33 protein-coding genes are annotated in these 23,494 nt (G+C 45.1%); 25 read left to right on the forward strand and 8 right to left on the reverse strand.

Annotated features, from left to right (window positions below):
• Positions 1-140 precede the first annotated feature (140 nt).
• From rplN to rplQ, 17 genes are all read left to right on the forward strand, one after another.
• A complete protein-coding gene (gene rplN / locus OH461_RS13940; protein ID WP_053410103.1) occupies positions 141-512 on the forward strand; it encodes a 50S ribosomal protein L14 in 372 nt (123 codons plus the stop codon).
• A gap of 12 nt (positions 513-524) precedes the next feature.
• Positions 525-842, forward strand: a complete 318-nt coding sequence (gene rplX / locus OH461_RS13945) for a 50S ribosomal protein L24 (protein ID WP_260259969.1) — start codon at positions 525-527, stop codon at positions 840-842.
• Between the two features lie 24 nt (positions 843-866).
• Positions 867-1,406: a 50S ribosomal protein L5 gene (gene rplE / locus OH461_RS13950; RefSeq protein ID WP_260259968.1), complete on the forward strand. Its 540-nt coding sequence runs from the start codon at positions 867-869 to the stop codon at positions 1,404-1,406.
• A 17-nt stretch (positions 1,407-1,423) separates the two neighbouring features.
• Positions 1,424-1,729: a 30S ribosomal protein S14 gene (gene rpsN, locus OH461_RS13955; protein WP_260259967.1), complete on the forward strand. Its 306-nt coding sequence runs from the start codon at positions 1,424-1,426 to the stop codon at positions 1,727-1,729.
• A gap of 29 nt (positions 1,730-1,758) precedes the next feature.
• Positions 1,759-2,151: a 30S ribosomal protein S8 gene (gene rpsH, locus OH461_RS13960; protein ID WP_260259966.1), complete on the forward strand. Its 393-nt coding sequence runs from the start codon at positions 1,759-1,761 to the stop codon at positions 2,149-2,151.
• A 13-nt stretch (positions 2,152-2,164) separates the two neighbouring features.
• Positions 2,165-2,698, forward strand: coding sequence for a 50S ribosomal protein L6 (gene rplF / locus OH461_RS13965; protein WP_260259965.1), 534 nt, complete (start codon positions 2,165-2,167; stop codon positions 2,696-2,698).
• Positions 2,699-2,707: 9 nt separating this feature from the next.
• On the forward strand, positions 2,708-3,061 hold the full coding sequence (gene rplR / locus OH461_RS13970; protein ID WP_004738784.1) for a 50S ribosomal protein L18: 354 nt from the start codon (positions 2,708-2,710) through the stop codon (positions 3,059-3,061).
• Positions 3,062-3,075: 14 nt separating this feature from the next.
• Positions 3,076-3,576 (forward strand): 30S ribosomal protein S5, encoded by a 501-nt coding sequence (rpsE, locus tag OH461_RS13975; protein ID WP_260259964.1) that lies wholly within the window; start codon positions 3,076-3,078, stop codon positions 3,574-3,576.
• Between the two features lie 7 nt (positions 3,577-3,583).
• Positions 3,584-3,760: a 50S ribosomal protein L30 gene (gene rpmD / locus OH461_RS13980; RefSeq protein ID WP_004410429.1), complete on the forward strand. Its 177-nt coding sequence runs from the start codon at positions 3,584-3,586 to the stop codon at positions 3,758-3,760.
• Between the two features lie 5 nt (positions 3,761-3,765).
• The gene (gene rplO / locus OH461_RS13985; RefSeq protein ID WP_260259963.1) at positions 3,766-4,200 is read left to right on the forward strand and encodes a 50S ribosomal protein L15; all 435 of its coding nucleotides are present in this window, start codon (positions 3,766-3,768) and stop codon (positions 4,198-4,200) included.
• Positions 4,201-4,220: 20 nt separating this feature from the next.
• Positions 4,221-5,555: a preprotein translocase subunit SecY gene (secY, locus tag OH461_RS13990; RefSeq protein ID WP_270021196.1), complete on the forward strand. Its 1,335-nt coding sequence runs from the start codon at positions 4,221-4,223 to the stop codon at positions 5,553-5,555.
• A 39-nt stretch (positions 5,556-5,594) separates the two neighbouring features.
• Entirely contained in the window at positions 5,595-5,708 is a 114-nt protein-coding gene (gene rpmJ / locus OH461_RS13995) for a 50S ribosomal protein L36 (RefSeq protein WP_000868186.1), read from the forward strand.
• A gap of 149 nt (positions 5,709-5,857) precedes the next feature.
• Positions 5,858-6,214, forward strand: coding sequence for a 30S ribosomal protein S13 (gene rpsM / locus OH461_RS14000; protein ID WP_164647230.1), 357 nt, complete (start codon positions 5,858-5,860; stop codon positions 6,212-6,214).
• A gap of 18 nt (positions 6,215-6,232) precedes the next feature.
• Positions 6,233-6,622 (forward strand): 30S ribosomal protein S11, encoded by a 390-nt coding sequence (rpsK, locus tag OH461_RS14005; RefSeq protein WP_001118870.1) that lies wholly within the window; start codon positions 6,233-6,235, stop codon positions 6,620-6,622.
• A 27-nt stretch (positions 6,623-6,649) separates the two neighbouring features.
• Positions 6,650-7,270, forward strand: coding sequence for a 30S ribosomal protein S4 (gene rpsD / locus OH461_RS14010; RefSeq protein ID WP_006963204.1), 621 nt, complete (start codon positions 6,650-6,652; stop codon positions 7,268-7,270).
• 24 nt (positions 7,271-7,294) lie between these two features.
• Entirely contained in the window at positions 7,295-8,287 is a 993-nt protein-coding gene (locus OH461_RS14015) for a DNA-directed RNA polymerase subunit alpha (protein WP_260259960.1), read from the forward strand.
• A 26-nt stretch (positions 8,288-8,313) separates the two neighbouring features.
• On the forward strand, positions 8,314-8,694 hold the full coding sequence (rplQ, locus tag OH461_RS14020; protein WP_005383141.1) for a 50S ribosomal protein L17: 381 nt from the start codon (positions 8,314-8,316) through the stop codon (positions 8,692-8,694).
• An 81-nt stretch (positions 8,695-8,775) separates the two neighbouring features.
• Here the strand turns inward: rplQ and OH461_RS14025 are convergent, their stop codons facing one another.
• A complete protein-coding gene (locus tag OH461_RS14025; RefSeq protein ID WP_270021197.1) occupies positions 8,776-9,255 on the reverse strand; it encodes a DUF2780 domain-containing protein in 480 nt (159 codons plus the stop codon).
• Between the two features lie 139 nt (positions 9,256-9,394).
• Positions 9,395-10,015 carry an FKBP-type peptidyl-prolyl cis-trans isomerase gene (locus OH461_RS14030; protein ID WP_270021198.1) on the reverse strand — a complete coding sequence of 207 codons (621 nt, stop codon included), beginning with the start codon at positions 10,013-10,015 and terminating at the stop codon, positions 9,395-9,397.
• Positions 10,016-10,248: 233 nt separating this feature from the next.
• Here OH461_RS14030 and OH461_RS14035 point away from each other — a divergent pair, with 233 nt between their 5' ends.
• Positions 10,249-10,812, forward strand: a complete 564-nt coding sequence (locus OH461_RS14035; RefSeq protein ID WP_270021199.1) for a LysM-like peptidoglycan-binding domain-containing protein — start codon at positions 10,249-10,251, stop codon at positions 10,810-10,812.
• Positions 10,813-10,816: 4 nt separating this feature from the next.
• Here the strand turns inward: OH461_RS14035 and OH461_RS14040 are convergent, their stop codons facing one another.
• From OH461_RS14040 to cpdB, 4 genes are all read right to left on the reverse strand, one after another.
• A complete protein-coding gene (locus tag OH461_RS14040; RefSeq protein WP_270021200.1) occupies positions 10,817-11,671 on the reverse strand; it encodes a DMT family transporter in 855 nt (284 codons plus the stop codon).
• Between the two features lie 5 nt (positions 11,672-11,676).
• Entirely contained in the window at positions 11,677-12,132 is a 456-nt protein-coding gene (locus OH461_RS14045; RefSeq protein ID WP_270021201.1) for a GNAT family N-acetyltransferase, read from the reverse strand.
• A 63-nt stretch (positions 12,133-12,195) separates the two neighbouring features.
• The gene (locus OH461_RS14050) at positions 12,196-12,762 is read right to left on the reverse strand and encodes a Crp/Fnr family transcriptional regulator (RefSeq protein ID WP_270021202.1); all 567 of its coding nucleotides are present in this window, start codon (positions 12,760-12,762) and stop codon (positions 12,196-12,198) included.
• A 75-nt stretch (positions 12,763-12,837) separates the two neighbouring features.
• Positions 12,838-14,799 carry a 2',3'-cyclic-nucleotide 2'-phosphodiesterase gene (gene cpdB, locus OH461_RS14055; RefSeq protein WP_270021203.1) on the reverse strand — a complete coding sequence of 654 codons (1,962 nt, stop codon included), beginning with the start codon at positions 14,797-14,799 and terminating at the stop codon, positions 12,838-12,840.
• 259 nt (positions 14,800-15,058) lie between these two features.
• On the opposite strand from cpdB, the gene cobA reads away from it, so the two are divergent.
• From cobA to cysC, 5 genes are read left to right on the forward strand one after another with little or no spacing between them, the layout of a single operon-like run.
• Positions 15,059-15,928 (forward strand): uroporphyrinogen-III C-methyltransferase, encoded by an 870-nt coding sequence (gene cobA, locus OH461_RS14060; protein WP_270021204.1) that lies wholly within the window; start codon positions 15,059-15,061, stop codon positions 15,926-15,928.
• A gap of 3 nt (positions 15,929-15,931) precedes the next feature.
• Positions 15,932-16,882 (forward strand): sulfate adenylyltransferase subunit CysD, encoded by a 951-nt coding sequence (gene cysD, locus OH461_RS14065; protein ID WP_270021219.1) that lies wholly within the window; start codon positions 15,932-15,934, stop codon positions 16,880-16,882.
• 18 nt (positions 16,883-16,900) lie between these two features.
• Positions 16,901-18,328 carry a sulfate adenylyltransferase subunit CysN gene (cysN, locus tag OH461_RS14070; protein WP_270021205.1) on the forward strand — a complete coding sequence of 476 codons (1,428 nt, stop codon included), beginning with the start codon at positions 16,901-16,903 and terminating at the stop codon, positions 18,326-18,328.
• Positions 18,329-18,377: 49 nt separating this feature from the next.
• Positions 18,378-20,102: an SLC13 family permease gene (locus tag OH461_RS14075; protein WP_270021206.1), complete on the forward strand. Its 1,725-nt coding sequence runs from the start codon at positions 18,378-18,380 to the stop codon at positions 20,100-20,102.
• A 13-nt stretch (positions 20,103-20,115) separates the two neighbouring features.
• Complete coding sequence (cysC, locus tag OH461_RS14080; RefSeq protein ID WP_270021207.1) at positions 20,116-20,733, forward strand: adenylyl-sulfate kinase; 618 nt, start codon at positions 20,116-20,118, stop codon at positions 20,731-20,733.
• A 183-nt stretch (positions 20,734-20,916) separates the two neighbouring features.
• On the opposite strand, the gene OH461_RS14085 is transcribed toward cysC, so the two are convergent.
• Both OH461_RS14085 and zur read right to left on the reverse strand, forming a co-directional pair.
• A complete protein-coding gene (locus OH461_RS14085; protein ID WP_260259950.1) occupies positions 20,917-21,378 on the reverse strand; it encodes a chemotaxis protein CheX in 462 nt (153 codons plus the stop codon).
• A gap of 18 nt (positions 21,379-21,396) precedes the next feature.
• A complete protein-coding gene (zur, locus tag OH461_RS14090; protein WP_270021208.1) occupies positions 21,397-21,855 on the reverse strand; it encodes a zinc uptake transcriptional repressor Zur in 459 nt (152 codons plus the stop codon).
• Between the two features lie 259 nt (positions 21,856-22,114).
• Between zur and dusA the strand changes: the two genes are divergently transcribed.
• Positions 22,115-23,095, forward strand: a complete 981-nt coding sequence (dusA, locus tag OH461_RS14095) for a tRNA dihydrouridine(20/20a) synthase DusA (protein ID WP_270021209.1) — start codon at positions 22,115-22,117, stop codon at positions 23,093-23,095.
• Between the two features lie 160 nt (positions 23,096-23,255).
• Entirely contained in the window at positions 23,256-23,465 is a 210-nt protein-coding gene (gene pspG, locus OH461_RS14100) for an envelope stress response protein PspG (protein ID WP_260259947.1), read from the forward strand.
• The last annotated feature ends 29 nt before the right edge of the window (positions 23,466-23,494 follow it).

Here is a 23,494-nt window from a genome sequence, read left to right on the forward strand (position 1 = left end):
GCGGCTCCAAAAATTATTTTGGGGCCGTTTATTTTTTGACTACCCAATTAAAAAAAAGGGTGGTACAATTCGCGTCCCTTTTAAAGAGGCAGCCCGACCCGTGAGGGTCTAGTTTTTTTTATATTTAGCGGAGCACTAACATGATCCAAATGCAAAGTATGCTGGACGCAGCTGATAACTCAGGCGCTCGCAGCGTAATGTGTATTAAGGTTCTGGGTGGCTCTCACCGCCGTTATGCACATATCGGTGACATCATCAAAGTTACTGTTAAGGAAGCAATTCCTCGCGGTAAAGTTAAAAAAGGTGATGTACTGAAGGCGGTGGTAGTTCGCACCCGTAAAGGCGTACGTCGTCCAGACGGTTCTGTCATTCGCTTCGACCGTAATGCTTGCGTACTGTTAAATGACAATACTGAGCAACCAATCGGTACACGTATCTTTGGTCCTGTGACTCGCGAACTTCGTGGCGATAAGTTCATGAAGATCGTTTCACTGGCTCCAGAAGTTCTGTAAGGAGCACGTAAGATGGCAGCTAAAATCCGTCGTAACGACGAAGTAATCGTTCTTGCTGGTAAAGATAAAGGCAAGAAAGGTAAAGTAACTAAGGTCCTAGCAACTGGTAAAGTTATCGTTGAAGGCATCAACCTTGTTAAGAAACACCAAAAGCCGGTTCCGGCTCTAGGTCAACAAGGTGGTATCGTTGAGCAAGAAGCAGCAATTGATGTTTCTAACGTAGCGATCTTCAACACAGCTACTGGTAAAGCTGACCGTATCGGTTTCCGCATTGAAGACGGCAAGAAAGTTCGTTTCTTCAAGTCTAACGGCGAAACCGTTTCTAACTAATTAGAAGTAATTTGGAGTTCTACTATGGCGAAACTGCATGATTACTACAAGTCGTCTGTAGTCGCTGATCTGACCAAACAGTTCAGCTACACAAGCGTCATGCAAGTCCCTAGAATCGAGAAAATCACCCTAAACATGGGTGTTGGTGAAGCAATCAACGATAAGAAACTGCTAGAAAATGCAGCTGCTGATATGGCAACGATCTCTGGTCAAAAGCCACTTATCACTAAAGCTCGCAAATCTGTTGCTGGTTTCAAAATCCGTGAAGGCTACCCTATCGGTTGTAAAGTAACCCTACGTGGCGAACGTATGTGGGATTTTCTTGAGCGTTTGATTAACATCGCTCTACCACGTGTACGTGACTTCCGTGGTGTTAGCGCTAAGTCTTTTGACGGACGCGGTAACTACAGCATGGGCGTTCGCGAGCAAATCATCTTCCCGGAAATCGACTTTGATAAAGTTGATCGAGTGCGCGGTCTTGATATCACTATCACGACGTCTGCTGGCACTGATGAGGAAGGCCGTGCTCTGCTGGCTGCCTTTAACTTCCCATTCCGTAAGTAAGGTGAAGGGTTACTGTTATGGCTAAAAATTCTATGAAGGCACGCGAAGCTAAGCGTGCAAAACTTGTAGCTAAGTTCGCTGAAAAGCGTGCTGCGCTAAAAGTTATCATCAGCGATGTAAACGCATCTGAAGAAGATCGTTGGAACGCAGTTCTTAAACTGCAATCTCTTCCACGTGATTCAAGTGCATCTCGTCAGCGCAACCGTTGCAACCAAACTGGTCGCCCACACGGTTACCTACGTAAGTTCGGTCTAAGCCGTATCAAAGTTCGTGAAGCTTGCATGAAAGGCGAGATTCCTGGACTTCGTAAGGCTAGCTGGTAATTGCCACTTAATCATTTGGAGTAAAGTTTATGAGCATGCAAGATCCGATTTCGGATATGCTGACCCGCGTTCGTAACGGTCAGGCAGCAAACAAAGTTGCTGTTAAAATGCCTTCTTCAAAGCTTAAAGTTGCAATCGCTGCACTACTAAAAGCTGAAGGTTACATCACAGATTTCGCTGTTGAAGGCGAAGTAAAACCTGAGCTAGAAGTTACTCTTAAGTACTTCCAAGCTAAACCAGTAATTGAGCAACTAAAACGTGTTTCACGTCCTGGTCTGCGCGTCTACAAAAACAAAGACTCGCTACCAACAGTGATGGGCGGTTTGGGTATTGCTATCGTTTCTACTTCCAAGGGTCTGATGTCAGACCGTGCTGCACGTAAAGCAGGTCTTGGCGGTGAAATCATCTGCTACGTAGCATAATAAGGAGTAGAACATGTCTCGTGTTGCTAAAGCACCTGTCGCTATTCCAGCTGGCGTAGAGGTGAAACTAAACGGCCAAGAAATCACTGTAAAAGGTGCTAAAGGCGAACTTTCTCGCGTTCTTAACGACGCAGTAGTTATCGCTCAGGAAGATAACAACCTAACTTTCGGTCCTAAAGAAGGTGTTGTAAACGCATGGGCACAAGCTGGTACAGCTCGCGCTCTAGTTAACAACATGGTTGTTGGTGTTACTGAAGGCTTTACTAAGAAGCTAACTCTTAAAGGTGTTGGTTACCGTGCTGCTATGAAAGGCAACGCTGTAGGCCTAACACTAGGCTTCTCTCACCCAGTTGAGCACGAGTTGCCAGCGGGTATTAAAGCTGAATGTCCAAGCCAAACTGAAATCGTTATCACTGGTTGTGACAAGCAACTAGTTGGTCAAGTTGCGGCTGACATTCGTTCTTACCGTGCTCCTGAGCCTTACAAAGGTAAAGGTGTTCGTTACGCAGATGAAAATGTGCGTACTAAAGAAGCTAAGAAGAAGTAAGGTATCACTATGGATAAGAAAGCATCTCGCATCCGTCGTGCTACACGTGCACGTCGTAAGATTGCAGAACTTGGTGCAACTCGCCTGGTAGTACACCGTACTCCTCGCCATGTTTACGCACAAGTTATCGCGGCAAACGGCTCTGAGGTTATCGCAGCTGCTTCTACTGTAGAAAAAGCGATCCGTGAGCAAGTTAAGAACACTGGTAACGTTGATGCAGCTAAAGCAGTTGGTAAAGCTGTTGCTGAGCGCGCTCTTGAAAAAGGCGTAGCTTCTGTTGCATTTGATCGTTCTGGTTTCCAATACCACGGTCGAGTAGCGGCGCTAGCAGAATCTGCTCGCGAAGCTGGTCTGAAATTCTAAGGTAGGGTTGGAAGATGGCTAAAGAACAACAACAAGCTAATGATTTGCAAGAAAAGCTGATCGCAGTTAACCGCGTTTCTAAAACGGTTAAAGGTGGTCGAATCATGAGCTTCACTGCACTAACTGTAGTTGGTGACGGTAACGGTCGTGTAGGTTTCGGTTACGGCAAAGCTCGTGAAGTACCTGCAGCGATTCAAAAAGCAATGGAAAAAGCGCGTCGTAACATGACTACGATCGCTCTTAACGAAGGCACTCTTCACCACCCGGTGAAAGGTCGTCATTCGGGCTCTAAAGTTTACATGCAGCCTGCTGCTGAAGGTACTGGTGTTATCGCAGGTGGTGCGATGCGTGCAGTACTAGAAGTTGCTGGTGTACACAACGTACTATCTAAAGCATACGGTTCTACGAACCCTATCAACATCGTTCGTGCTACGATCGATGCACTAGGTAGCATGAAGTCGCCAGAAATGGTTGCTGCTAAACGTGGTCTAACTGTTGAAGCTATTTCGGAGTAAGAACACCATGGCAACTATTAAAGTAACTCAAACTAAGAGCTCAATTGGTCGTCTACCTAAGCACAAAGCGTGTCTTAAAGGTCTAGGCCTTCGTAAAATCAACCACACAGTAGAACTTGAAGATACTCCGTGCGTACGCGGTATGATCAACAAGGTTTACTACATGGTTAAAGTTGAGGAGTAATCAGAATGCGTTTGAATACTCTATCACCGGCTGCGGGCTCTAAGCCTTCTGCGAAGCGCGTAGGTCGTGGTATCGGTTCTGGCCTTGGTAAAACAGGTGGCCGCGGTCACAAAGGCCAAAAGTCACGTTCTGGCGGTTCAGTTCGTCCAGGTTTTGAAGGCGGTCAGATGCCTCTAAAACAACGTCTACCTAAATTCGGTTTCACTTCTCGTAAGAGCCTAGTGTCTGCTGAAGTTCGTCTAGCTGAGCTAGCGAAAGTAGAAGGTGACGTAGTAGATCTAAACAGCCTAAAAGCTGCTAACATCATCACTAAGAACATCGAATTTGTTAAAGTTGTTCTTTCTGGTGAAATCAGCAAAGCTGTGACTGTTAAAGGTCTACGTGTGACTAAAGGCGCTAAAGCTGCAATCGAAGCTGCAGGCGGTAAAATCGAAGAATAATCTTCGTAGGAAAGGTACAGATGGCTAAAAAACCAGGACAAGATTTTAGTAGTGCGAAAAATGGATTGGCGGAGTTAAAATCGCGCCTATTGTTTGTATTAGGTGCACTTTTAGTATTCCGTGCAGGTTCTTTCGTACCACTCCCTGGTATTGACGCTGCTGTACTTGCCGATTTGTTCGAACAGCAAAAAGGTACCATCGTTGAAATGTTTAACATGTTCTCCGGTGGTGCTCTTGAGCGTGCATCTATTTTAGCGTTGGGCATCATGCCGTATATTTCGGCTTCGATTGTTGTCCAACTGCTAACAGTAGTTCACCCAGCGTTAGCTGAACTCAAAAAAGAGGGTGAAGCAGGCCGTCGTAAGATCAGCCAATATACACGCTACGGCACGCTTGTACTTGCAACATTCCAAGCTATTGGTATTGCAACAGGCTTACCAAACATGGTCGATAATTTGGTGGTTATACCCCAAACCATGTTTACGCTAATTGCTACCGTAAGTTTAGTAACCGGCACCATGTTCCTAATGTGGTTAGGTGAACAAATTACAGAGCGCGGAATTGGTAACGGTATCTCGTTACTTATCTTTGCAGGTATTGTTGCTGGATTGCCTTCGGCAATCGGTCAAACAATCGAGCAAGCGCGTCAAGGTGAATTGCATGTACTTCTTCTGCTGTTGATTGGTGTACTAGCTTTTGCAGTTATCTACTTCGTTGTTTTCATGGAGCGTGGTCAGCGTCGAATCGTTGTAAACTACGCGAAGCGTCAACAAGGTCGTAAGGTATTTGCTGCACAAAGCACTCACTTGCCACTTAAAATTAATATGGCAGGTGTTATTCCAGCAATCTTCGCATCAAGCATTATCCTGTTCCCAGGAACACTGGCTCAGTGGTTTGGTCAGAACGGTGAGAGCAGCGCGTTCGGTTGGTTAACTGACGTGTCTTTGGCTCTTAGCCCAGGTCAACCACTGTATGTAATGCTTTATGCAGCAGCGATTATTTTCTTCTGTTTCTTCTACACGGCGTTGGTTTTCAACCCGCGTGAAACAGCAGATAACCTGAAGAAGTCTGGTGCTTTCGTACCCGGCATCCGCCCAGGCGAGCAGACAGCGAAATACATTGATAAAGTGATGACACGATTAACTCTTGCGGGTGCGTTGTACATTACCTTTATCTGTCTGATCCCAGAGTTCATGATGGTCGCGTGGAACGTTCGTTTCTACTTTGGCGGCACATCACTACTAATCGTAGTGGTAGTTATCATGGATTTCATGGCACAGGTACAGACTCATCTGATGTCTCAACAGTATGATTCTGTGTTGAAAAAAGCGAATCTGAAAGGCTATGGCCGTTAATACGGCGGTAGACTCAGATTTCATTTACGGAGTTTAGCAATGAAAGTTCGTGCTTCCGTTAAAAAAATCTGTCGTAACTGTAAAGTTATCAAGCGTAACGGTGTTGTTCGCGTGATTTGCAGTGAGCCAAAGCACAAGCAGCGCCAAGGCTAATCAGCAGAAATTTTTACTTGAAATGTAAGGTAGTGTCGAGTATATTCCTCGGCCTACCTTTTGCGTGCAAAAGAAGTAGTATCCCGCAACGTATCCATAACGGGCTTTGTTGCGGCTAATTCTTTTAAGAAACACTAATGGAGTGAATAATGGCCCGTATAGCAGGCATTAACATTCCTGATCAAAAACACGCTGTAATCGCACTAACTGCGATCTACGGCATCGGTAAGACTCGCTCTCAAGCTATCCTAGCTGAAGTGGGTATTGCTGAAGATGTTAAGATCAGTGAACTATCTGATGAACAGATCGATCAACTGCGTGATGGTGTAGCTAAGTACACTGTAGAAGGTGATCTACGTCGTGAAGTATCTATGAACATCAAGCGTCTTATGGACCTTGGCTGTTACCGTGGTCTTCGTCATCGTCGCAGTCTACCACTACGTGGACAGCGTACTAAAACCAACGCTCGCACCCGTAAGGGTCCGCGTAAGCCGATCAAGAAATAATCGGGAAGGTAGAGTACAATGGCTAAACAACCAACTCGCGCGCGTAAACGCGTTCGCAAACAAGTTGCAGACGGTGTTGCGCACATCCATGCTTCTTTTAACAACACAATCGTAACCATTACTGACCGTCAAGGTAACGCACTAGCTTGGGCTACTGCAGGTGGTTCAGGTTTCCGTGGTTCTCGTAAGTCTACTCCGTTCGCTGCACAGGTTGCTGCTGAGCGTTGTGCTGAAATGGCTAAAGAGTACGGTCTTAAGAACTTGGAAGTTATGGTTAAGGGTCCTGGTCCAGGTCGCGAATCTACTGTTCGTGCACTGAACGCAGCTGGTTTCCGCATCACAAACATCGTTGATGCTACACCAATCCCTCATAACGGTTGTCGTCCACCTAAGAAACGTCGCGTATAACGTTTCTAGGACTATTGGAGAAGAATCATGGCAAGATATTTGGGTCCTAAGCTGAAGCTTAGCCGTCGTGAAGGCACTGACTTATTCCTTAAGTCTGGTGTTCGCGCGATCGATACCAAGTGTAAAATTGATAACGCACCAGGTGTACACGGCGCTCGTCGCGGTCGTCTATCTGAGTATGGCGTTCAGCTTCGTGAGAAGCAAAAAGTTCGTCGTATGTACGGCGTTCTAGAAAAACAATTCCGTAACTACTACAAAGAAGCTGCGCGTCTTAAAGGCAACACAGGTGAAAACCTACTTCAGCTTCTTGAAGGTCGTCTTGATAACGTAGTTTACCGCATGGGCTTTGGCGCAACTCGCGCAGAAGCACGTCAGCTAGTTAGCCACAAAGCTATCCTAGTAAACGGTAAAGTTGTAAACGTTCCTTCTTTCAAAGTAGCGGCTAACGACGTTGTTTCTATCCGTGAGAAAGCTAAACAGCAATCTCGCATTAAAGCAGCTCTAGAAGTTGCAGAACAACGCGAAAAACCAACTTGGATTGAAGTAGATGGCGGTAAGATGGAAGGTACGTTCAAGCGTTTGCCTGAGCGTTCAGATCTATCTGCTGACATCAACGAACAATTGATCGTCGAGCTTTACTCTAAGTAAGGTTTAAACTAAAGAGAGGACACAATGCAGGGTTCTGTAACAGAATTTCTTAAGCCACGTCTTGTTGACATCGAACAAATCAGCACGACTCACGCAAAAGTAACTCTTGAGCCGTTAGAGCGTGGTTTTGGCCATACTCTGGGTAATGCACTTCGCCGCATTCTACTATCTTCTATGCCGGGTTGTGCCGTAACAGAAGTAGAGATTGAAGGCGTTCTACACGAATACAGCACGAAAGAAGGCGTTCAGGAAGATATTCTTGAAATTCTTCTAAACCTTAAAGGTTTGGCTGTGCGCGTTGCTGAAGGCAAAGATGAAGTATTCATTACACTGAACAAATCAGGCTCAGGCCCTGTGGTTGCAGGTGACATCACCCATGACGGTGATGTAGAGATCGCTAACCCAGAACACGTAATTTGTCACCTAACGGATGACAACGCTGAGATCGCTATGCGCATCAAAGTTGAACGTGGTCGTGGTTACGTTCCAGCTTCTGCTCGTATCCATACTGAAGAAGATGAGCGTCCTATTGGTCGCCTACTGGTTGACGCTACGTACAGCCCAGTAGACAAGATTGCTTACTCTGTTGACGCGGCTCGTGTAGAGCAACGTACAGACTTAGACAAGCTGATCATCGACATGGAAACGAACGGTACTCTAGACCCTGAGGAAGCTATCCGTCGTGCAGCTACTATCCTAGCTGAACAATTGGATGCGTTCGTAGATCTTCGTGATGTACGTGTACCTGAGGAGAAGGAAGAGAAGCCAGAATTCGATCCGATCCTACTGCGTCCTGTAGACGATCTTGAACTAACAGTTCGCTCTGCTAACTGTTTGAAAGCAGAAGCGATTCACTACATCGGTGATCTTGTACAGCGCACTGAGGTTGAGCTACTTAAAACGCCTAACCTTGGTAAAAAATCTCTTACAGAGATTAAAGACGTACTTGCATCACGTGGTCTTTCTCTGGGCATGCGCCTAGAAAACTGGCCACCAGCGTCTATCGCTGAAGATTAATCGATACTAGTTAGAAGGATTAGGTCATGCGCCATCGTAAGAGTGGTCGTCAACTCAACCGCAACAGCTCACATCGCAAAGCGATGTTCAGCAACATGGCTAGCTCTCTAGTACGTCATGAAGTTATCAAGACTACATTGCCAAAAGCAAAAGAGCTACGTCGCGTAGTTGAGCCTTTGATTACACTAGCTAAGACAGACAGCGTTGCTAACCGTCGTCTAGCATTTGCACGTACTCGTGACAACGAAGTAGTTGCAAAACTATTTAACGAACTAGGTCCACGTTTTGCTGCTCGTCAGGGCGGTTACACACGTATCCTAAAAGCTGGCTTCCGTGCTGGTGATAAAGCTCCAATGGCTTACATTGAGCTTGTAGATCGCCCAGCTGCTGAAGAAGCTGCTGAGTAATCTCAGAAGTTCGTAAAGAACGGAAAAGCCGAGCGTTAGCTCGGCTTTTTTGTATCTGTCATATTGTTTCATCAATTGAATCTAGCTTGCTGGCTGCCATAATTGGCTAAGTGAGCCTAGTAGTCCTTCACTCGCTCCCCCATCTCCTAGATATTGTAAAATTAACGGCGCAAATTGACTGATCATTGATGGGTCTAAACCGACTTTGCTAAACGCACTCTGCACGGCGCCTAAATTTTCGATACCGCCTAATAGATTTTGTGCGCTAGAAAGCTCTGACATACCCGGAATTAATGACTGGAGTTCATTACTGTATTCTGGCGAAAGTTGATTGCCGGCCAATGCGAGCAGCGCCCCCGAACCTGCGGTTGCTTGATCGCCAGAAATAGACAGCTGGTCAGTAAGAAGGTTTGTTAGTGGTGATTGGCTAGTGCCAGTTAAAGAGTCGCTTACCATATCAGTAAGGCCCTTTGTTGAGTCTGAATCTTTTAGTAGGTCACCAAAGGCAAAGCTATGGCTACTAAATATGACGAGGCTTACGGCGAGAAGAGTCTTCTTCATTGTTTTCTCCTTTTATAGTTATACCGATTCTTTTAACTTTCTGAGCATCAAATGAATGGAATTGGTATTTGTCTGTTTAGCTTAGACAAAAAAAGCGACGCTAGAGCGTCGCTTTAAAACTATTTGAGGGAAAACTCAATTATAGGATGTCTAGAAGTTCTACTTCGAAGACAAGCGCTGCGTATGGAGGGATAGCAGCACCAGCGCCACGCTCACCGTAAGCTAGGTCTTGAGGGATGTATAGTTTCCACTTAGAACCTACAGGCATTAGTTGAAGTGCTTCAACCCAACCTTTGATAACGCCAGTTACTGGGAACTCAGCAGGTTGACCGCGAGATACAGAGCTGTCGAAAACAGTACCGTCAGTTAGCTCACCGTGGTAGTGAACGCGAACTTGCTTGTCAGAAGTTGGGATTTCACCAGTACCTTCTGTGATCACTTCGTACTGAAGACCAGATTCTAGAACGGTTACTTCTGAACGTAGAGCGTTGTCTTTTAGGAACGCTTCACCGTCAGCCGCAGCCGCTTTTGCAGCTTCAGCTTGAGCTGCTTGAGCGCGTGTGTGAAGCTCTTGTAGTGCTTTGTTGATTTCATCAACTTCGATAGCTGGCATATCACCAACAAGTGCAGTTGCGATACCTGCCGCGATAGCGTCAACGTTTAGACCTTCAAGACCAGAACCTGCTAGTTGCTGACCCATCTGTAGACCAATACCGTAGCTTGCTTTTTGCTCTACAGTTTCAAATTTAACTTCAGACATGGTGTCTCTCTTTCATCGGTGTATAAAGTGGTACAGGATACCAGTAATACAGATAGGATGAAACGGTGCACCGTTTGATGAATCAATGTCATAGCAATGTGGGACTGCGATCTTATTTTTAAGTCTCAAACCGCAGTTTTGACCGAACCATTACTTTCCAAGACGAAATTTTCTATACTCGGAAAGGTTAGATTTTTATACTTGTTGTCAGAGAAGTTTGGAGACATGCTGCAATGAACCGCCGGAAAAAAAAGCCACAACAAGTCGATTACCTTGAGTTAATCAAGCAAAAGTGGTCTTCGATAGATTGGAAACAACTTAAAAGCCAAGCTCAAGAAAAGTGGTCAGGGTTACCTAAGCCCCATCAAAGAGCATTAATGGTATTGGTGCCGGTTGTTTTATTATTGGCGCTGATTCCTTTTCCGCAGAGTCAACCAGAGCAACAGCAACAAGCCCCTGCTCAACGAGTGGAAATTGCCATCAACACTCAAAGTTTAAGCGAACAGGGCGAGAAGGCTCAACACGAGTTACAGTCAGAGCAGTGGCAAGAGTATCAAGTGAAAAAAGGCGACACACTAGCGCAAGTATTCCGCGCCAACGAGTTACCGATGAAAGACTTGAATGCATTAGTTAAAGTGGAAGGGTCAGATAAACCATTAAGTAATATTCGCGCAGGCCAGCTTGTGCGTTTCAAACTCGCTAATGATGGCAAGTTGGATATATTACAACTTGAGAAGTCGTCATCATCAGTGATGTTCTTTAGGTTGTCAGACGGTGGTTTTGGCAGAAGTAAGTAAATGCTTACTTGGATTTAATTCCACGATGAAACAACGATTTGATCGGTAGCAATGGCATTATAATCAGCGCAATACCTATTGCAGTCAGCCAGTCTGGTATCTCATCAAACCACCACACGCCAAACAAACCAACAAAGATTAGCCCCGAGTATTCCGCCAAAGCGATTTGGCCAGCCGGGGCTTTTTTGTATGCTTTAACTGCGCATCCGTTATAGAGAAGAATCAACAATGCACTGGCTGCAACAAGAGCGATTTGCTCAAGATTAATCGGTTGCCAATGCCAATAGGCAAGAACGCCCGACACTGGGATGGACAGTAAGGATGTCCAAAATAGAGTGGTCACTACAGGTTGCTGCTGCGGTATTTTACGCGCGAGAATATTAAACAGTGCTAATGTGGTTGCCGTCCCTAAAGCAAATAAAGCCGCCCAATGGAAATGTGAAGGGCGCAGGACAATCAATACCCCGCAAAAGCCGATGACAGTCCCTATGACTTTGCCAATAGGTGGTACTTCTTTCAGTAACCAGACTGATAATGGCAGCATAATAAGTGGCGCGGCATAGATGATCGCGTTGGCTGTCGCCAAAGGTAAGTGAGTGATTGCTACCATCAGGCAGCCACTGCCAATTATGATCAGAAGGGATCTGGTCGCGGTAAGGTAAGGGGCAGTTAATGTTCGTTGCTGTTTAGATTGATGTAACCAGATTGGGGTGATTAGTGCGACGGACAGTAACTGGCGGACAAAAATATATTGATAAGGCGAAATTCCGCCATGTAATAGTTTGACCGCCACGTCAGATAATGACGCAGAGAGATTCCCTAGCACTAATAAGATAACACCAACAGTAACGGCACTCACATTCACTAATTATGCACCCGTTTCATATCGATGTGGGGAATGTCGTCTTCTAAGTACATGTCCGAAGTTTGCACAAAGCCATGTTTGATATAGAACTCACGTAGATGCTGCTGGGCACCAATTTCAATATCGCACTTAGGCCAAATGGCTTCACATTGATTAATGGCTTGTTTGAGTAACTGATGGCCGATACCGTCGCCACGATACTCCATCGAAGACGCAACGCGGCCAATACTTACCGATGGGTAACTGATTCCTTTACCTAATAAGCGGGCATACGCGACAAGCCGCCCCTTTTGGTAGCCGAGCAGGTGGTGCACGTCCGCAAGGGTATCTTTGCCATCCAAATCAGGGTAAGGACAGGTTTGCTCAACGACGAACACATCAACTCGTAGTTGAAGAAGTTGATATAGCTGTGTAGTGGTGAGCTGCGAAAAAGGTAGAGTCTTCCATTCGATCATATTGCTAACTGCTTGTTTATTAGTCGTTTAGAATCAAGGTAGCAGTTATCTAATCGCTATGCATTAACCTTTGTTAATTCGACTCTTTATTCGGCTGAGGCTGATCGACGAGATCCCAAGGTAGGCGGCAATATGATAGTCGTTCAATCGCTGTTCTAAATCGGGGAATTGCTGACAGAACAATTCATAACGTTGTTCTGGTGTGTAGAGCAGCATGAAGCGTTCTTTCTGCTCTTTGTAAATCAGCTGAGTCTCGACCAGCTTTAAATATATAGGATGGCTCTCAGCTCTCCACCGCTTTAACACGTCGATAGGTAAGCAGATGATATGACAGTCTGTCAGTGTTTCGATTAGATATGGCGAGCCTTGTTGCTTAATCACCGCTTCTAAACTGAGAATCCAATCTTGTTCCCAGTAAAACTCTTTGCTGAATGACTTACCTTCTTCCGTTAAGTAACTGGCTTGGCATAAGCCATGAACAATAAAGTAAATGGATTGTGCGGAGCCGCCTTGTTCAACCAGTATTTGTCGGGTTGGCAGTTGCAACTCAGTGGCATATTGGTTGATTTGCTCAATCTCTTCGGTATTAAAGCCATGTTCTTCAAGGTGCTGGATAAACGTTGCGTCCATAACGGAATCTCTATCATTCAGAAAAATAAAAAGCCGCTATATTAATAGCGGCTTTGTCGTGGTTAGGAAAGTCGATTATTTCTGTAAATCGATTTGGTATACCGCGAAACCAACATCATCAGTTGCTACACGTTTCATTGGGTATTGGCCTTTGTCCTTGATGAACTTAGCGGCTTTCTCACTTGGTGACGTTTCAAAGCGAATGTCTAGCTTAGTATCCGACTTAATCGGTGCGAATGACCAGTTATTGTCTGCACTTGGTTGGAACTCACCTTTTTCATTGCTCACGCGAGTGATGTATGAAGCAATAACCGAGCGGTTTTCATCTGGTGAATCAAATGCCACAAACTCTGAGCCAGTACCTGGGAACTTGTTGCTGTATGCGCGGTAGTTGTTGGTTGCGATGATGAAGTCTTGCTTCATATCGATAGGTTTACCTTGGTAAGTTAGGTTAACGATACGCTCAGCGCCATCATTAAGCACTTTACAGTCACCATCGTATTTAGCTGGCTGTGTCACATCGATTTGGTAGTTTAGGCCATCGATAACGTCAAAGTTGTAAGTGCGGAAACCATCCCAGTTGATAAGGCTTTGTGGTGCAGTGCTGTTTACATCAATTTGCTTAAACTGGCCTGCAGTACACTCGAGCCATTCTTTGACTTCTTTACCGCTCACCTTCATTGCGACTAGCGTGTTCGGGTATAGGTAAAGGTCTGCTGCGTTACGGAAAGTGAGCTGACCGGATTCAACTTCAGTAAAACCAGATGGGTCATCTTTACGACCGCCCGCTTTAAACGGCGCTGCCGCAGATAGAACAGGGATATCTGCTAGGTCTGGATCACCTTGAATAAAGCGTTCTACGTAATCTTTTTGCGCTAGGTTAACAATCTGTACCGTAGGGTCATCTTGCACAAGCGCTAAGAAGCTGTACATCACATCGTTCGCTTTACCAATGGGTTGGTTGACGAAATCACGAGTGCCTTTATGGTCCGCTTCTAGAGCTTTCACCATGTCTTTATCAGCTTCAGCGAGAGATTTTTTGTTTACTTTGTCGTAAATCGGGCGTGCTTCAGATTGGCCTTTCACCACAACCCATTTGCCATCTTTCTCTTTCAGCTCTAGATCGATAACCCCAACATGGCTACCCCAACGACCCGGCATGACAGATGCGACGCCATTGATGGTACCGTTTTGGTTATCGACACCTTGAATGCCATCAAAACCTTTACCCGGGAATACTGCATGAGAGTGACCAAATGCGATCGCATCAATACCCTCTACTTCCGCTAGGTAATAAGTGGAGTTTTCTGCGCCCATTTTGTAAGGGTCAGAAGAAACGCCAGAGTGAGGGATCGCAACGATAACGTCAGCGCCTTCTTTCTTCATTTGTGGGACAAGTTCTTCGGCTGTCTCTTTGATGTCTTTAGCGAAGACTTTGCCTTCTAGGTTTTTCTTATCCCAAACCATGATTTGTGGTGGAACAAAACCAATGTAACCCACTTTGATTTCATGCTCTGCACCATCCACATCCTTAAAGGTATGCGATTTAATGATGTAAGGCTTGAAGTAATGTTTGCCCGTTGCTTTATCAAATACGTTGGCACTGATGTAAGGGAAATCTGCGTCGTTGATGGTCTCAGCTAAGAACTCCAAACCATAGTTGAATTCATGGTTACCAATGTTGCCTACATCGTAGTTAAGTTGGTTCATCGCTTTATAAACAGGGTGAACTTCGCCGACTTCAATACCTTTATCCGCCATGTAGTCACCCATAGGGCTGCCTTGGATAAGGTCACCATTATCCACCAATACGCTGTTTTCTACTTCGGCGCGTGCTTGCTTTACCAGAGTCGCTGTTCGGGTTAGACCAATTTTCAGTGACGGTTTGTCTTTGTAGTAGTCGTAATCCATTACGTTGGTGTGAATATCTGTTGTTTCTACGATACGTAGTTTGATCGTATCAGCCATAGCTGGGACAGCCATGGTTAACATGCCGCCAAGTACGGCAATAGATAGAGGTTTCACTGCAACTTTCATTGTTTAGCTCCGGTAGAGTAAGTTAATCGCGGGTTAATGTAGCAAAACATTGTGAAACACTGATTTTACTACATATTAAAGTGTGAAGTAGAGCAATTACTTAACGCTATTCTGTCGTAGGTATCTCAATGTTGTTCAAGCTTTAACCATCTCAATAAACTCGCCTTATCAATAAATGGTATAAAAAATGAAATTTTAGAATTTCAGGTAATATATCGAGAAGGTCATAATGCATACATTCACATGGAAGGAATGCAATATGGCGAGCAAGGATAAGGTGGCGTCGTTTCCAGTTAGTCACCTACGAGCAAATCAAAATAAAGACAATCATCGCCCAATTTTCACAGGTAAAAGTCAGCTGCATAATGGAGAAGTTGCGCTAGTTGGAGCAGGGCCTGGTGATGCCGAGCTACTTACGATTAAAGCGCTGAGCTTTTTGCAGCAGGCAGATGTTGTTCTCTACGATTATTTGGTCTCAGATGACATTTTAGCACTGATCCCAGATGACACGATTTTAGTTTGTGTTGGCAAGCGTGCTGGCCATCACAGCGTTCCTCAAGAAAAAACCAACCAACTGTTAGTCGATTTCGCTAAGCAAGGCCATCGCGTTGTGCGAGTGAAAGGTGGCGACCCTTTTGTCTTTGGTCGTGGCGGCGAAGAGTTAGAAGTGTTAGCCGAAGCTGGGGTGAGTTTTCAAGTTATCCCGGGAATTACCGCAGCAGCGGGTGCAACCGCGTATGCAGGTATTCCACTTACTCATCGTGACTATGCTCAGTCGGCCATGTTTATCACTGGCCATTTAAAAGCGGAAAGTGACGAGATGGATTGGTCTACTCTGGCGCGTGGCAATCAAACGTTGGTGATCTACATGGGTTTGATGAAATCTGAATACATTCAATCTCAACTGCTTGAGTTTGGTCGTCAGCCCTTCACCCCAATTGCCATCATTGAGCGTGGCACACAAAGCTCTCAGAAAGTATTTACAGGCCAACTCTCACAGTTAGCTGAGTTGGCTAAAGATGCGCAATCACCTTCTTTAATCGTGATAGGAGAAGTGGTCGCATTATCGAACAAGCTGCAATGGTTCAACCAAGCAGACAGCACAACAGAACAACGTCATTACGCATAAGTAATTAGTCAGAATGCTCCAAGGAGCGGCAAAGGAAGCACCAACATGGACCAAGAACGTTTAACCCACCTCAAACAGTTAGAGGCCGAAAGTATTCACATTATTCGTGAAGTGGCTGCTGAGTTTGATAATCCGGTAATGATGTATTCAATCGGTAAAGACTCATCGGTGATGTTGCACCTCGCAAGGAAAGCTTTTTACCCGGGGAAAATCCCATTCCCTCTGCTGCATGTCGATACCGACTGGAAATTTAAGCAGATGATTGAGTTCCGCGATAAAACCGCGGAGAAGTATGGCTTCGAGCTTTTGGTTCATAAGAACCCAGAAGGTCTAGCAATGGGATGTAGCCCATTTGTCCATGGCTCATCTAAGCATACCGATATCATGAAGACTCAAGGCCTAAAGCAAGCACTCAACAAATACGGTTTTGATGCTGCATTTGGCGGTGCTCGTCGTGATGAAGAGAAGTCTCGTGCGAAAGAGCGCGTGTATTCATTCCGCGATAAGAACCACACATGGGACCCAAAAAATCAGCGTCCTGAGCTTTGGAAAACCTACAACGGCCAAATCAATAAAGGCGAGAGCATTCGAGTATTCCCGCTATCAAACTGGACTGAGTTAGATATTTGGCAATACATCTATCTAGAAAACATTGAGATTGTCCCTCTATACCTTGCGAAGACGCGTCCGGTTGTTGAGCGTGATGGCATGTTGATCATGGTTGATGATGACCGAATGAAGCTAGAGCCGGGTGAAGTGATTGAGGAGAAGAGTGTTCGCTTCCGTACTCTTGGCTGTTACCCACTGACAGGTGCGATTGAATCTGAAGCAAGCACGCTGACTGAAATCATCGAAGAGATGTTGGTGGCGACATCAAGCGAGCGACAAGGCCGAGCGATCGACCACGATCAGTCAGGATCGATGGAGCTTAAAAAGCGCCAAGGTTACTTCTAAGGATTAAGGACAAATACAATGAACAGTGCAGTAGAAGCTCAGTTAGCTGAGTTAGGTATCGAAGGTTACCTAAAACAACACCAATATAAGTCACTACTTAGATTCCTAACCTGTGGCTCAGTCGATGATGGCAAAAGTACTTTGATCGGTCGTTTGCTCCATGACTCAAAGCAAATTTATGAAGATCAACTAGCCGCGGTTCACTCTGATAGCCAACGCGTTGGTACAACGGGTGAGCGACCAGACTTAGCCCTGCTGGTCGATGGTTTACAAGCTGAGCGTGAACAGGGGATCACCATTGATGTAGCTTACCGTTATTTCTCGACTCAGAAACGTAAGTTCATCATTGCCGATACCCCAGGACATGAGCAGTACACACGCAACATGGCGACAGGTGCGTCGACTTGTGATCTCGCGGTGATCTTGATTGATGCTCGTAAAGGCGTATTGGATCAAACCCGCCGCCATTCATTTATCTCGAATCTACTTGGTCTTAAGCATTTCGTGGTGGCAGTAAACAAAATGGATCTTGTTGATTATTCACAACAGCGCTTTGAGCAGATCCGTGATGAATACATCGAGTTCTCGAAAAACCTCCGTGGTGAAATTGATATTCAGATCCTGCCTATTTCGGCATTAGAAGGCGATAACGTGGTTGAGCCGGGTCAGAATATGACTTGGTTTGAAGGCAAGCCATTACTCGAAATCTTAGAAGCGGTGGATGTAAACCAAGAGAAAGAAGTGGGTGAGTTCCGTTTCCCTGTGCAATACGTTAACCGCCCTAATCTCGATTTCCGTGGCTTCGCCGGTACGATTGCTTCTGGTGTCGTGAATGTCGGTGATTCAGTGACTGCGCTTCCTTCAGGTAAAAGTTCAAAAGTGGCTCGTATCGTGACTTTTGATGGTGATATTGATACTGCGTACGCAGGCCAAGCGGTAACACTCACCCTAGAAGATGAGATTGATGTTAGCCGTGGTGACTTACTCGTGCTTGAAGGCGCTAAAGTGGAATCCAGTAACCATTTACTTGCTGACGTAGTATGGATGACCGAGCAACCGCTTCAGCCGGGTCGTGAATACGACATCAAGATTGCTGGTAAGAAAACCGTTGGTCGTTTAGAGGCAGTTCGTCACCAATACGACATCAACAATTTATCTACTAGCACAGCTGTTGAGCTACCTCTGAACGGCATTGGCTTGTGTGAGTGGAGCCTAACCGAATCCGTGGCCATCGATAACTATACCCATTGCCAAGATACAGGTGGTTTTGTGGTGATTGATCGTCTAACTAACGTAACGGTTGGTGCTGGTCTTGTGCGTGAAAGCTTAAGCCAAATTGAACGTCAAACTGGTGATGTTTCTGCATTTGAAGTTGAGCTTAATGCTCTGGTTCGTAAGCACTTCCCACATTGGGAAGCCAAAGACATCAGTCAGCTATTGAAATAGTTAGCGAGTTAAACCTCTGAAGTAGGTAGTTGGGAAGTAGGGAAGCGTTATGTGGCAACAAGGAGTCGTGTTAGCAATCTTGCTTGGCATAGTGACATGCCTTGTTGTGACACGTATAAAACCGAGCTATATCTTTGCTGGAGCGGCATTCATTGCGTTCATGGCAGGTATGATAGAGCTGACAGATATCGCGACTAACTTCACCAACTCGTCACTTCTTACTCTAGTGCTCTTGATTCTTGCATCTTGCGCACTAGAGAAAACTTTGTTGATCAGCTGGGTCAGTCGCAGCTTATCGACAGGTAAGTTAGGCAGCGTCGTCGCCAAGATGGGGATCTCGACAGCGCTGCTCTCTTCCTTTACCAATAATACGGCTGTTGTGGTTTCGTTGATTGGTGCGATTAAACGTAACCAACAACATGCGCCTTCAAAACTGCTTATTCCTCTGTCTTATGCGGCGATCTTAGGTGGCACACTGACTTTGATCGGTACGTCAACCAACTTGATCATCAACAGTTTTGTAGAAGATGCCGGACTGCCAAGTCTTGGCTTTTTTACTCCGACAATGATCGGCTTGTCAGTGCTGTTTGGTGGCATGTTGATCCTAATTCCGCTGAGTTATCTATTACCAAGTTATGAAGATCAGTCGCAAGATGACTTGCCTTACTTTCTCGAAGCGCGGGTAGAGCCGGGATCACCTTTGGTGGGGCGTAGCATCAGTGAGAATAATCTGCGTGCCTTGCGTAAGTTGTTTTTAGCCGAAGTGATCCGAGATGGAAAAACCATGCCATCGGTTGATCCTGAGTTTGTTCTGAAAGCCAATGACCGCTTACTGTTTTGTGGCGATATTGAAAGTGTCGCGACCTTGCAAGAAATCCAAGGCTTAACCTTATTTGGTCAGCATCACCTTAATGGTCAGAACTTCATTGAAGTAGTAGTGAGTTCTTCAGCAAGTTTCTGTAATAAAACCCTTAAAACCAGCCATTTTCGTGATCGGTTTGATGCGGTAGTGGTGGCGATTCGTCGTGGTCATGAACGTTTAGAAGGTGGATTGGGTAACATCACCCTAAATGCCGGTGATACCTTGGTGCTAGTGCCCGGAAAGCGCTTTGAAGCTGAGCGACGTGCTCATCGAAAAGAATTCGTATTGGTGAATGATCTTGATTCTAGTGCCAAACTCGATCTGAATAAATCCAGCATGGTCTTACTTGGCTTTACTGGTGTCATTGCGCTGGCATTATTGGAGTTAGTGCCACTCATTAAAGGCTTGGCTGTTTTTCTGTTAGCTTCTTTGTTTCTTGGAATTGTTCAGTTGGGCGAATTACGCCGCCGTTTTCCAATCGATATTGTGGTGATAGTGGGGTCGGCGTTATCTATTGCTCAATTGATGCTGTCTTCAGGATTATCGGTCAAGTTAGGCCAAATGTTCATGGAAACATTTAATGGTTGGGGCGTATTTGGTGCGCTGGTGGCCACCTACTTGCTCACTTTAATTTTGACAGAGTTGGTGACCAACAACGCCGCTGCCGCTTTGGCGTTTCCTATTGGCTACAGTATGGCGATTGGCTACGGAGTTGACCCAATGCCATTTATCATGGCTGTGCTGTTTGGTGCGAGCGCCAGTTTTATTTCTCCTTATGGTTACCAAACCAACTTGTTGGTTTATAGCGTAGGTAACTACAAACTCACTGACTATGTAAGAGTCGGTATTCCTATTTCGATCGTGTACTCAGTGCTGGTTTTGGCGTTGATTCCACTTTTCTTCCCGTATTAAAAGGACAGTAGTAATGACAACGGATACTGTGACAAAAGATGAAAACATCGTTTGGCATCAACACAGCGTAGATAAGACGTTTCGTGCCAAAATCAAACAGCAAAAGCCAGTAGTATTATGGTTTACGGGACTGTCTGGCGCGGGTAAGTCGACGGTAGCTGGCGCTCTAGAGAATAAACTTGCAGAGCAGGGTTACCATACCTATTTACTGGATGGCGACAATGTTCGTCATGGGCTGTGTAGTGATTTAGGTTTCTCTGAGCAAGATCGTCGGGAGAATATTCGTCGAATTGGTGAGCTGTCTAAGTTAATGGCCGATGCGGGTTTGATTGTCTTGTCTGCGTTTATTTCTCCTCATCGAGCAGAGCGTCAATTAGTACGCGAAATGTTACCCGAAGGAGAGTTTCTAGAAGTGTACGTCAACGCCTCTTTGGATGTGTGTGAACAGCGTGACCCTAAAGGCTTGTACAAAAAAGCTCGTGCTGGTGAAATCCCTAATTTCACGGGGATTGACTCTGACTATGAAGCTCCACTCTCTCCAGAGATTGATTTGCCTGCCGGTGAACTGCCGATCGAAGCGCTAGTGGAACAATGCTTAACGGTACTCAAGCAAAAAGGCGTTATACAATAGAGATAGATGGTATCTGCAGTGCTTAGAGAGCTTTTGGGTTACCATGATCTAAAAGCTTATTATGCTCTAAAAGTAATTATGGCAGGGTAGTGAGGGGAAGGTTACCCATGATCCAAAAGCTACCTAAGCTGCACAAACGAAAAAGGCTTCCTAGTTAGGAAGCCTTTTTTCATGCAATTCAGATTACTCGAAGCAAATCTCGATGAAGGCATTACCCCATTGAGAGCTAAACGGCATGATGATGATTGCGCCTTCACACTTATGGCGAATTGTGTGGCCTTTACCTGATACCACAACCGGCGTTGCCATATCAAAATCAAAGCCGCTTTCTGCCAAAATACGTTTTGCACCACCAGTAACCATGTTGGTGATTTCACCTACCATGTCAGTCACTTCATCGTTGAGGCCATTTGGACGCTCACCAAGCATATTCTGCATGATTTCTAGTGCTAAGTTTTCATCGAAAGTGATCGACATAGAACCGCGAGTTTGCGGGCCTACCATCCCGATAAGGCCAGATACATCACCACGTGCAATTTCATCTTTTTTAACACGAGGTTTCTGTGGCTTCAGTTCCAGAGAAGCCATCGTTTTTAAAACGTTCATTAATGAAGCTAAAAACGGGTTAACAAATTCAGCGCGCATAATTTTCTTCTATATCTTTTATTCTTTAATTTCAGACGAACATGATTGACAAACACCATGTGATTCAATGACATGGTTAGATATTGTAAAGCCATGTTTTTCTGCATTACTAGCCAACAAGGCTACCAAACTATCATCTTGTAGTTCAATAACGTTGCCGCACTTGTCACAAATTAGCAGATGTGAGTAATGTTTATGAGCATTACAAGAGCAGCATTGAATGAAGCTATTGGTTGACTCTACTCGATGAATAAAGCCTTGCTCGAGCAAAAAATCCAACGCGCGGTACACTGTTGGTGGCTTTGCTTGTGGCTCACTGGCTTTTAAATCTTCTAGTAACTCATACGCGCTGGATGCCTTTGGGCTAGCGCAAATGAGCTCAAATACTCGTTTTCTTTGAGGCGTTAATCGAACACCTCGTGCTGCACATATATCTTCTATTTGCTTAATTAGCTCTTGGTCCAAACTCACCACCATAACTATTGGACTTTGTTAATAATATACCATTTAACAATGAATCGCGTTCATCATTAGTTGATTTATGAGTAGACCATCAATACTTTCGAGTTCGGTGAGGGTGAATCGGGTCGCTGTGCGGTCAGATCGTATAACTTACCTTATTTGCTCAAAAAACGATACCTAGAAGATTAATTGGCACACATCTTTGGAAGATATTACAATGTTCGGCTTATATTTGTTTGGCTAAAGCCACCTCATTAGACTGGAATTCAGACTCATGACTCACTTGTGCAAGTTCTCTGTCGCTCCAATGCTCGATTGGACTGACCGTCACTGTCGTTACTTTCACCGTTTATTATCAAGCGAAACATTGCTTTATACCGAAATGGTGACCACTGGCGCTATCATTCATGGTAAAGGTGACTTCCTTGCATACAATCAAGAAGAGCATCCATTAGCGCTACAATTGGGTGGTTCTAATCCTCAAGACCTTGCGACTTGTGCAAAGTTAGCCGCTGAGCGTGGTTATGATGAAATTAACCTAAACGTAGGTTGCCCGTCAGATCGAGTGCAAAACGGTCGCTTTGGCGCTTGCTTAATGGCAGAGCCTCAGCTGGTGGCTGATTGTGTATCGGCGATGAAAGAGGTGGTCGATATTCCTGTTACCGTTAAAACTCGCATCGGTATAGACGATCAAGACTCTTATGAGTTTTTAACCGACTTCGTATCTACAGTGTCAGAGAAAGGCGGTTGTGAGCAGTTTACGATTCACGCGCGTAAAGCATGGCTATCTGGTTTGAGCCCGAAGGAAAACCGTGAAATCCCGCCATTGGATTACCCTCGCGCTTATCAATTGAAGAAAGATTTTTCTCATTTAGTGATTGCTGTGAACGGCGGTGTGAAGACGCTGGAAGAAACCAAACAACATTTGCAGCACCTTGATGGCGTAATGGTTGGTCGCGAAGCTTACCAAAACCCATATATCCTTGCGGAAGTAGACCAGCAGATCTTTGGTCTAGATAAACCAGTGAAGAAGCGCAAGCAAGTCGTTGAAGAGATGTATCCATACATTGAACAGCAATTATCTAACGGCGCTTACCTAGGCCATATTACTCGCCATATGCTAGGTATCTTCCAAGGTATGCCGGGCGCACGTCAATGGCGTCGTCATATTAGTGAAAATGCTCATAAACCAGGGTCTGGTATTGAAGTGGTTGCTGCGGCTTTAGCTAAAATTCCACAAGAGTTGGATGTGTAAATTTTACCAACTCTACTGGTGAAATTTACCAATGTAGTATTTTAAAGCGCTCCCTAGTTAGGGGGCGTTTTTTATTTATATCGAAATATCAGTGGCTTAACAAATTTGTTCTAACTTGGCATGCTTTCTGCGATAGAGAGGGAAACAAAGGAGAAAAGCTATGTTTGAGTTAATCTTTATTTTGGTCTTCGTCGCGACGTTATTGGTAACGGGTATTACATTGGCGACCGTGTTCGGAGCTGCCGCTGTGGCTTTGGTTGTGATGGTATTGCTAGGCATGGTGAGCGCTGTATTGAATATCCTTCCTTGGATTATTGTGATCGCATTGGGATACTGGTTTTTCAAAAACTTCGTCTATTGTTCACGATAGATAGCGAAGCGAACAGAATGTGGTACTAT

It is taken from the genome of Vibrio sp. LaRot3 (assembly GCF_027587025.1).
GTDB lineage: Bacteria > Pseudomonadota > Gammaproteobacteria > Enterobacterales > Vibrionaceae > Vibrio.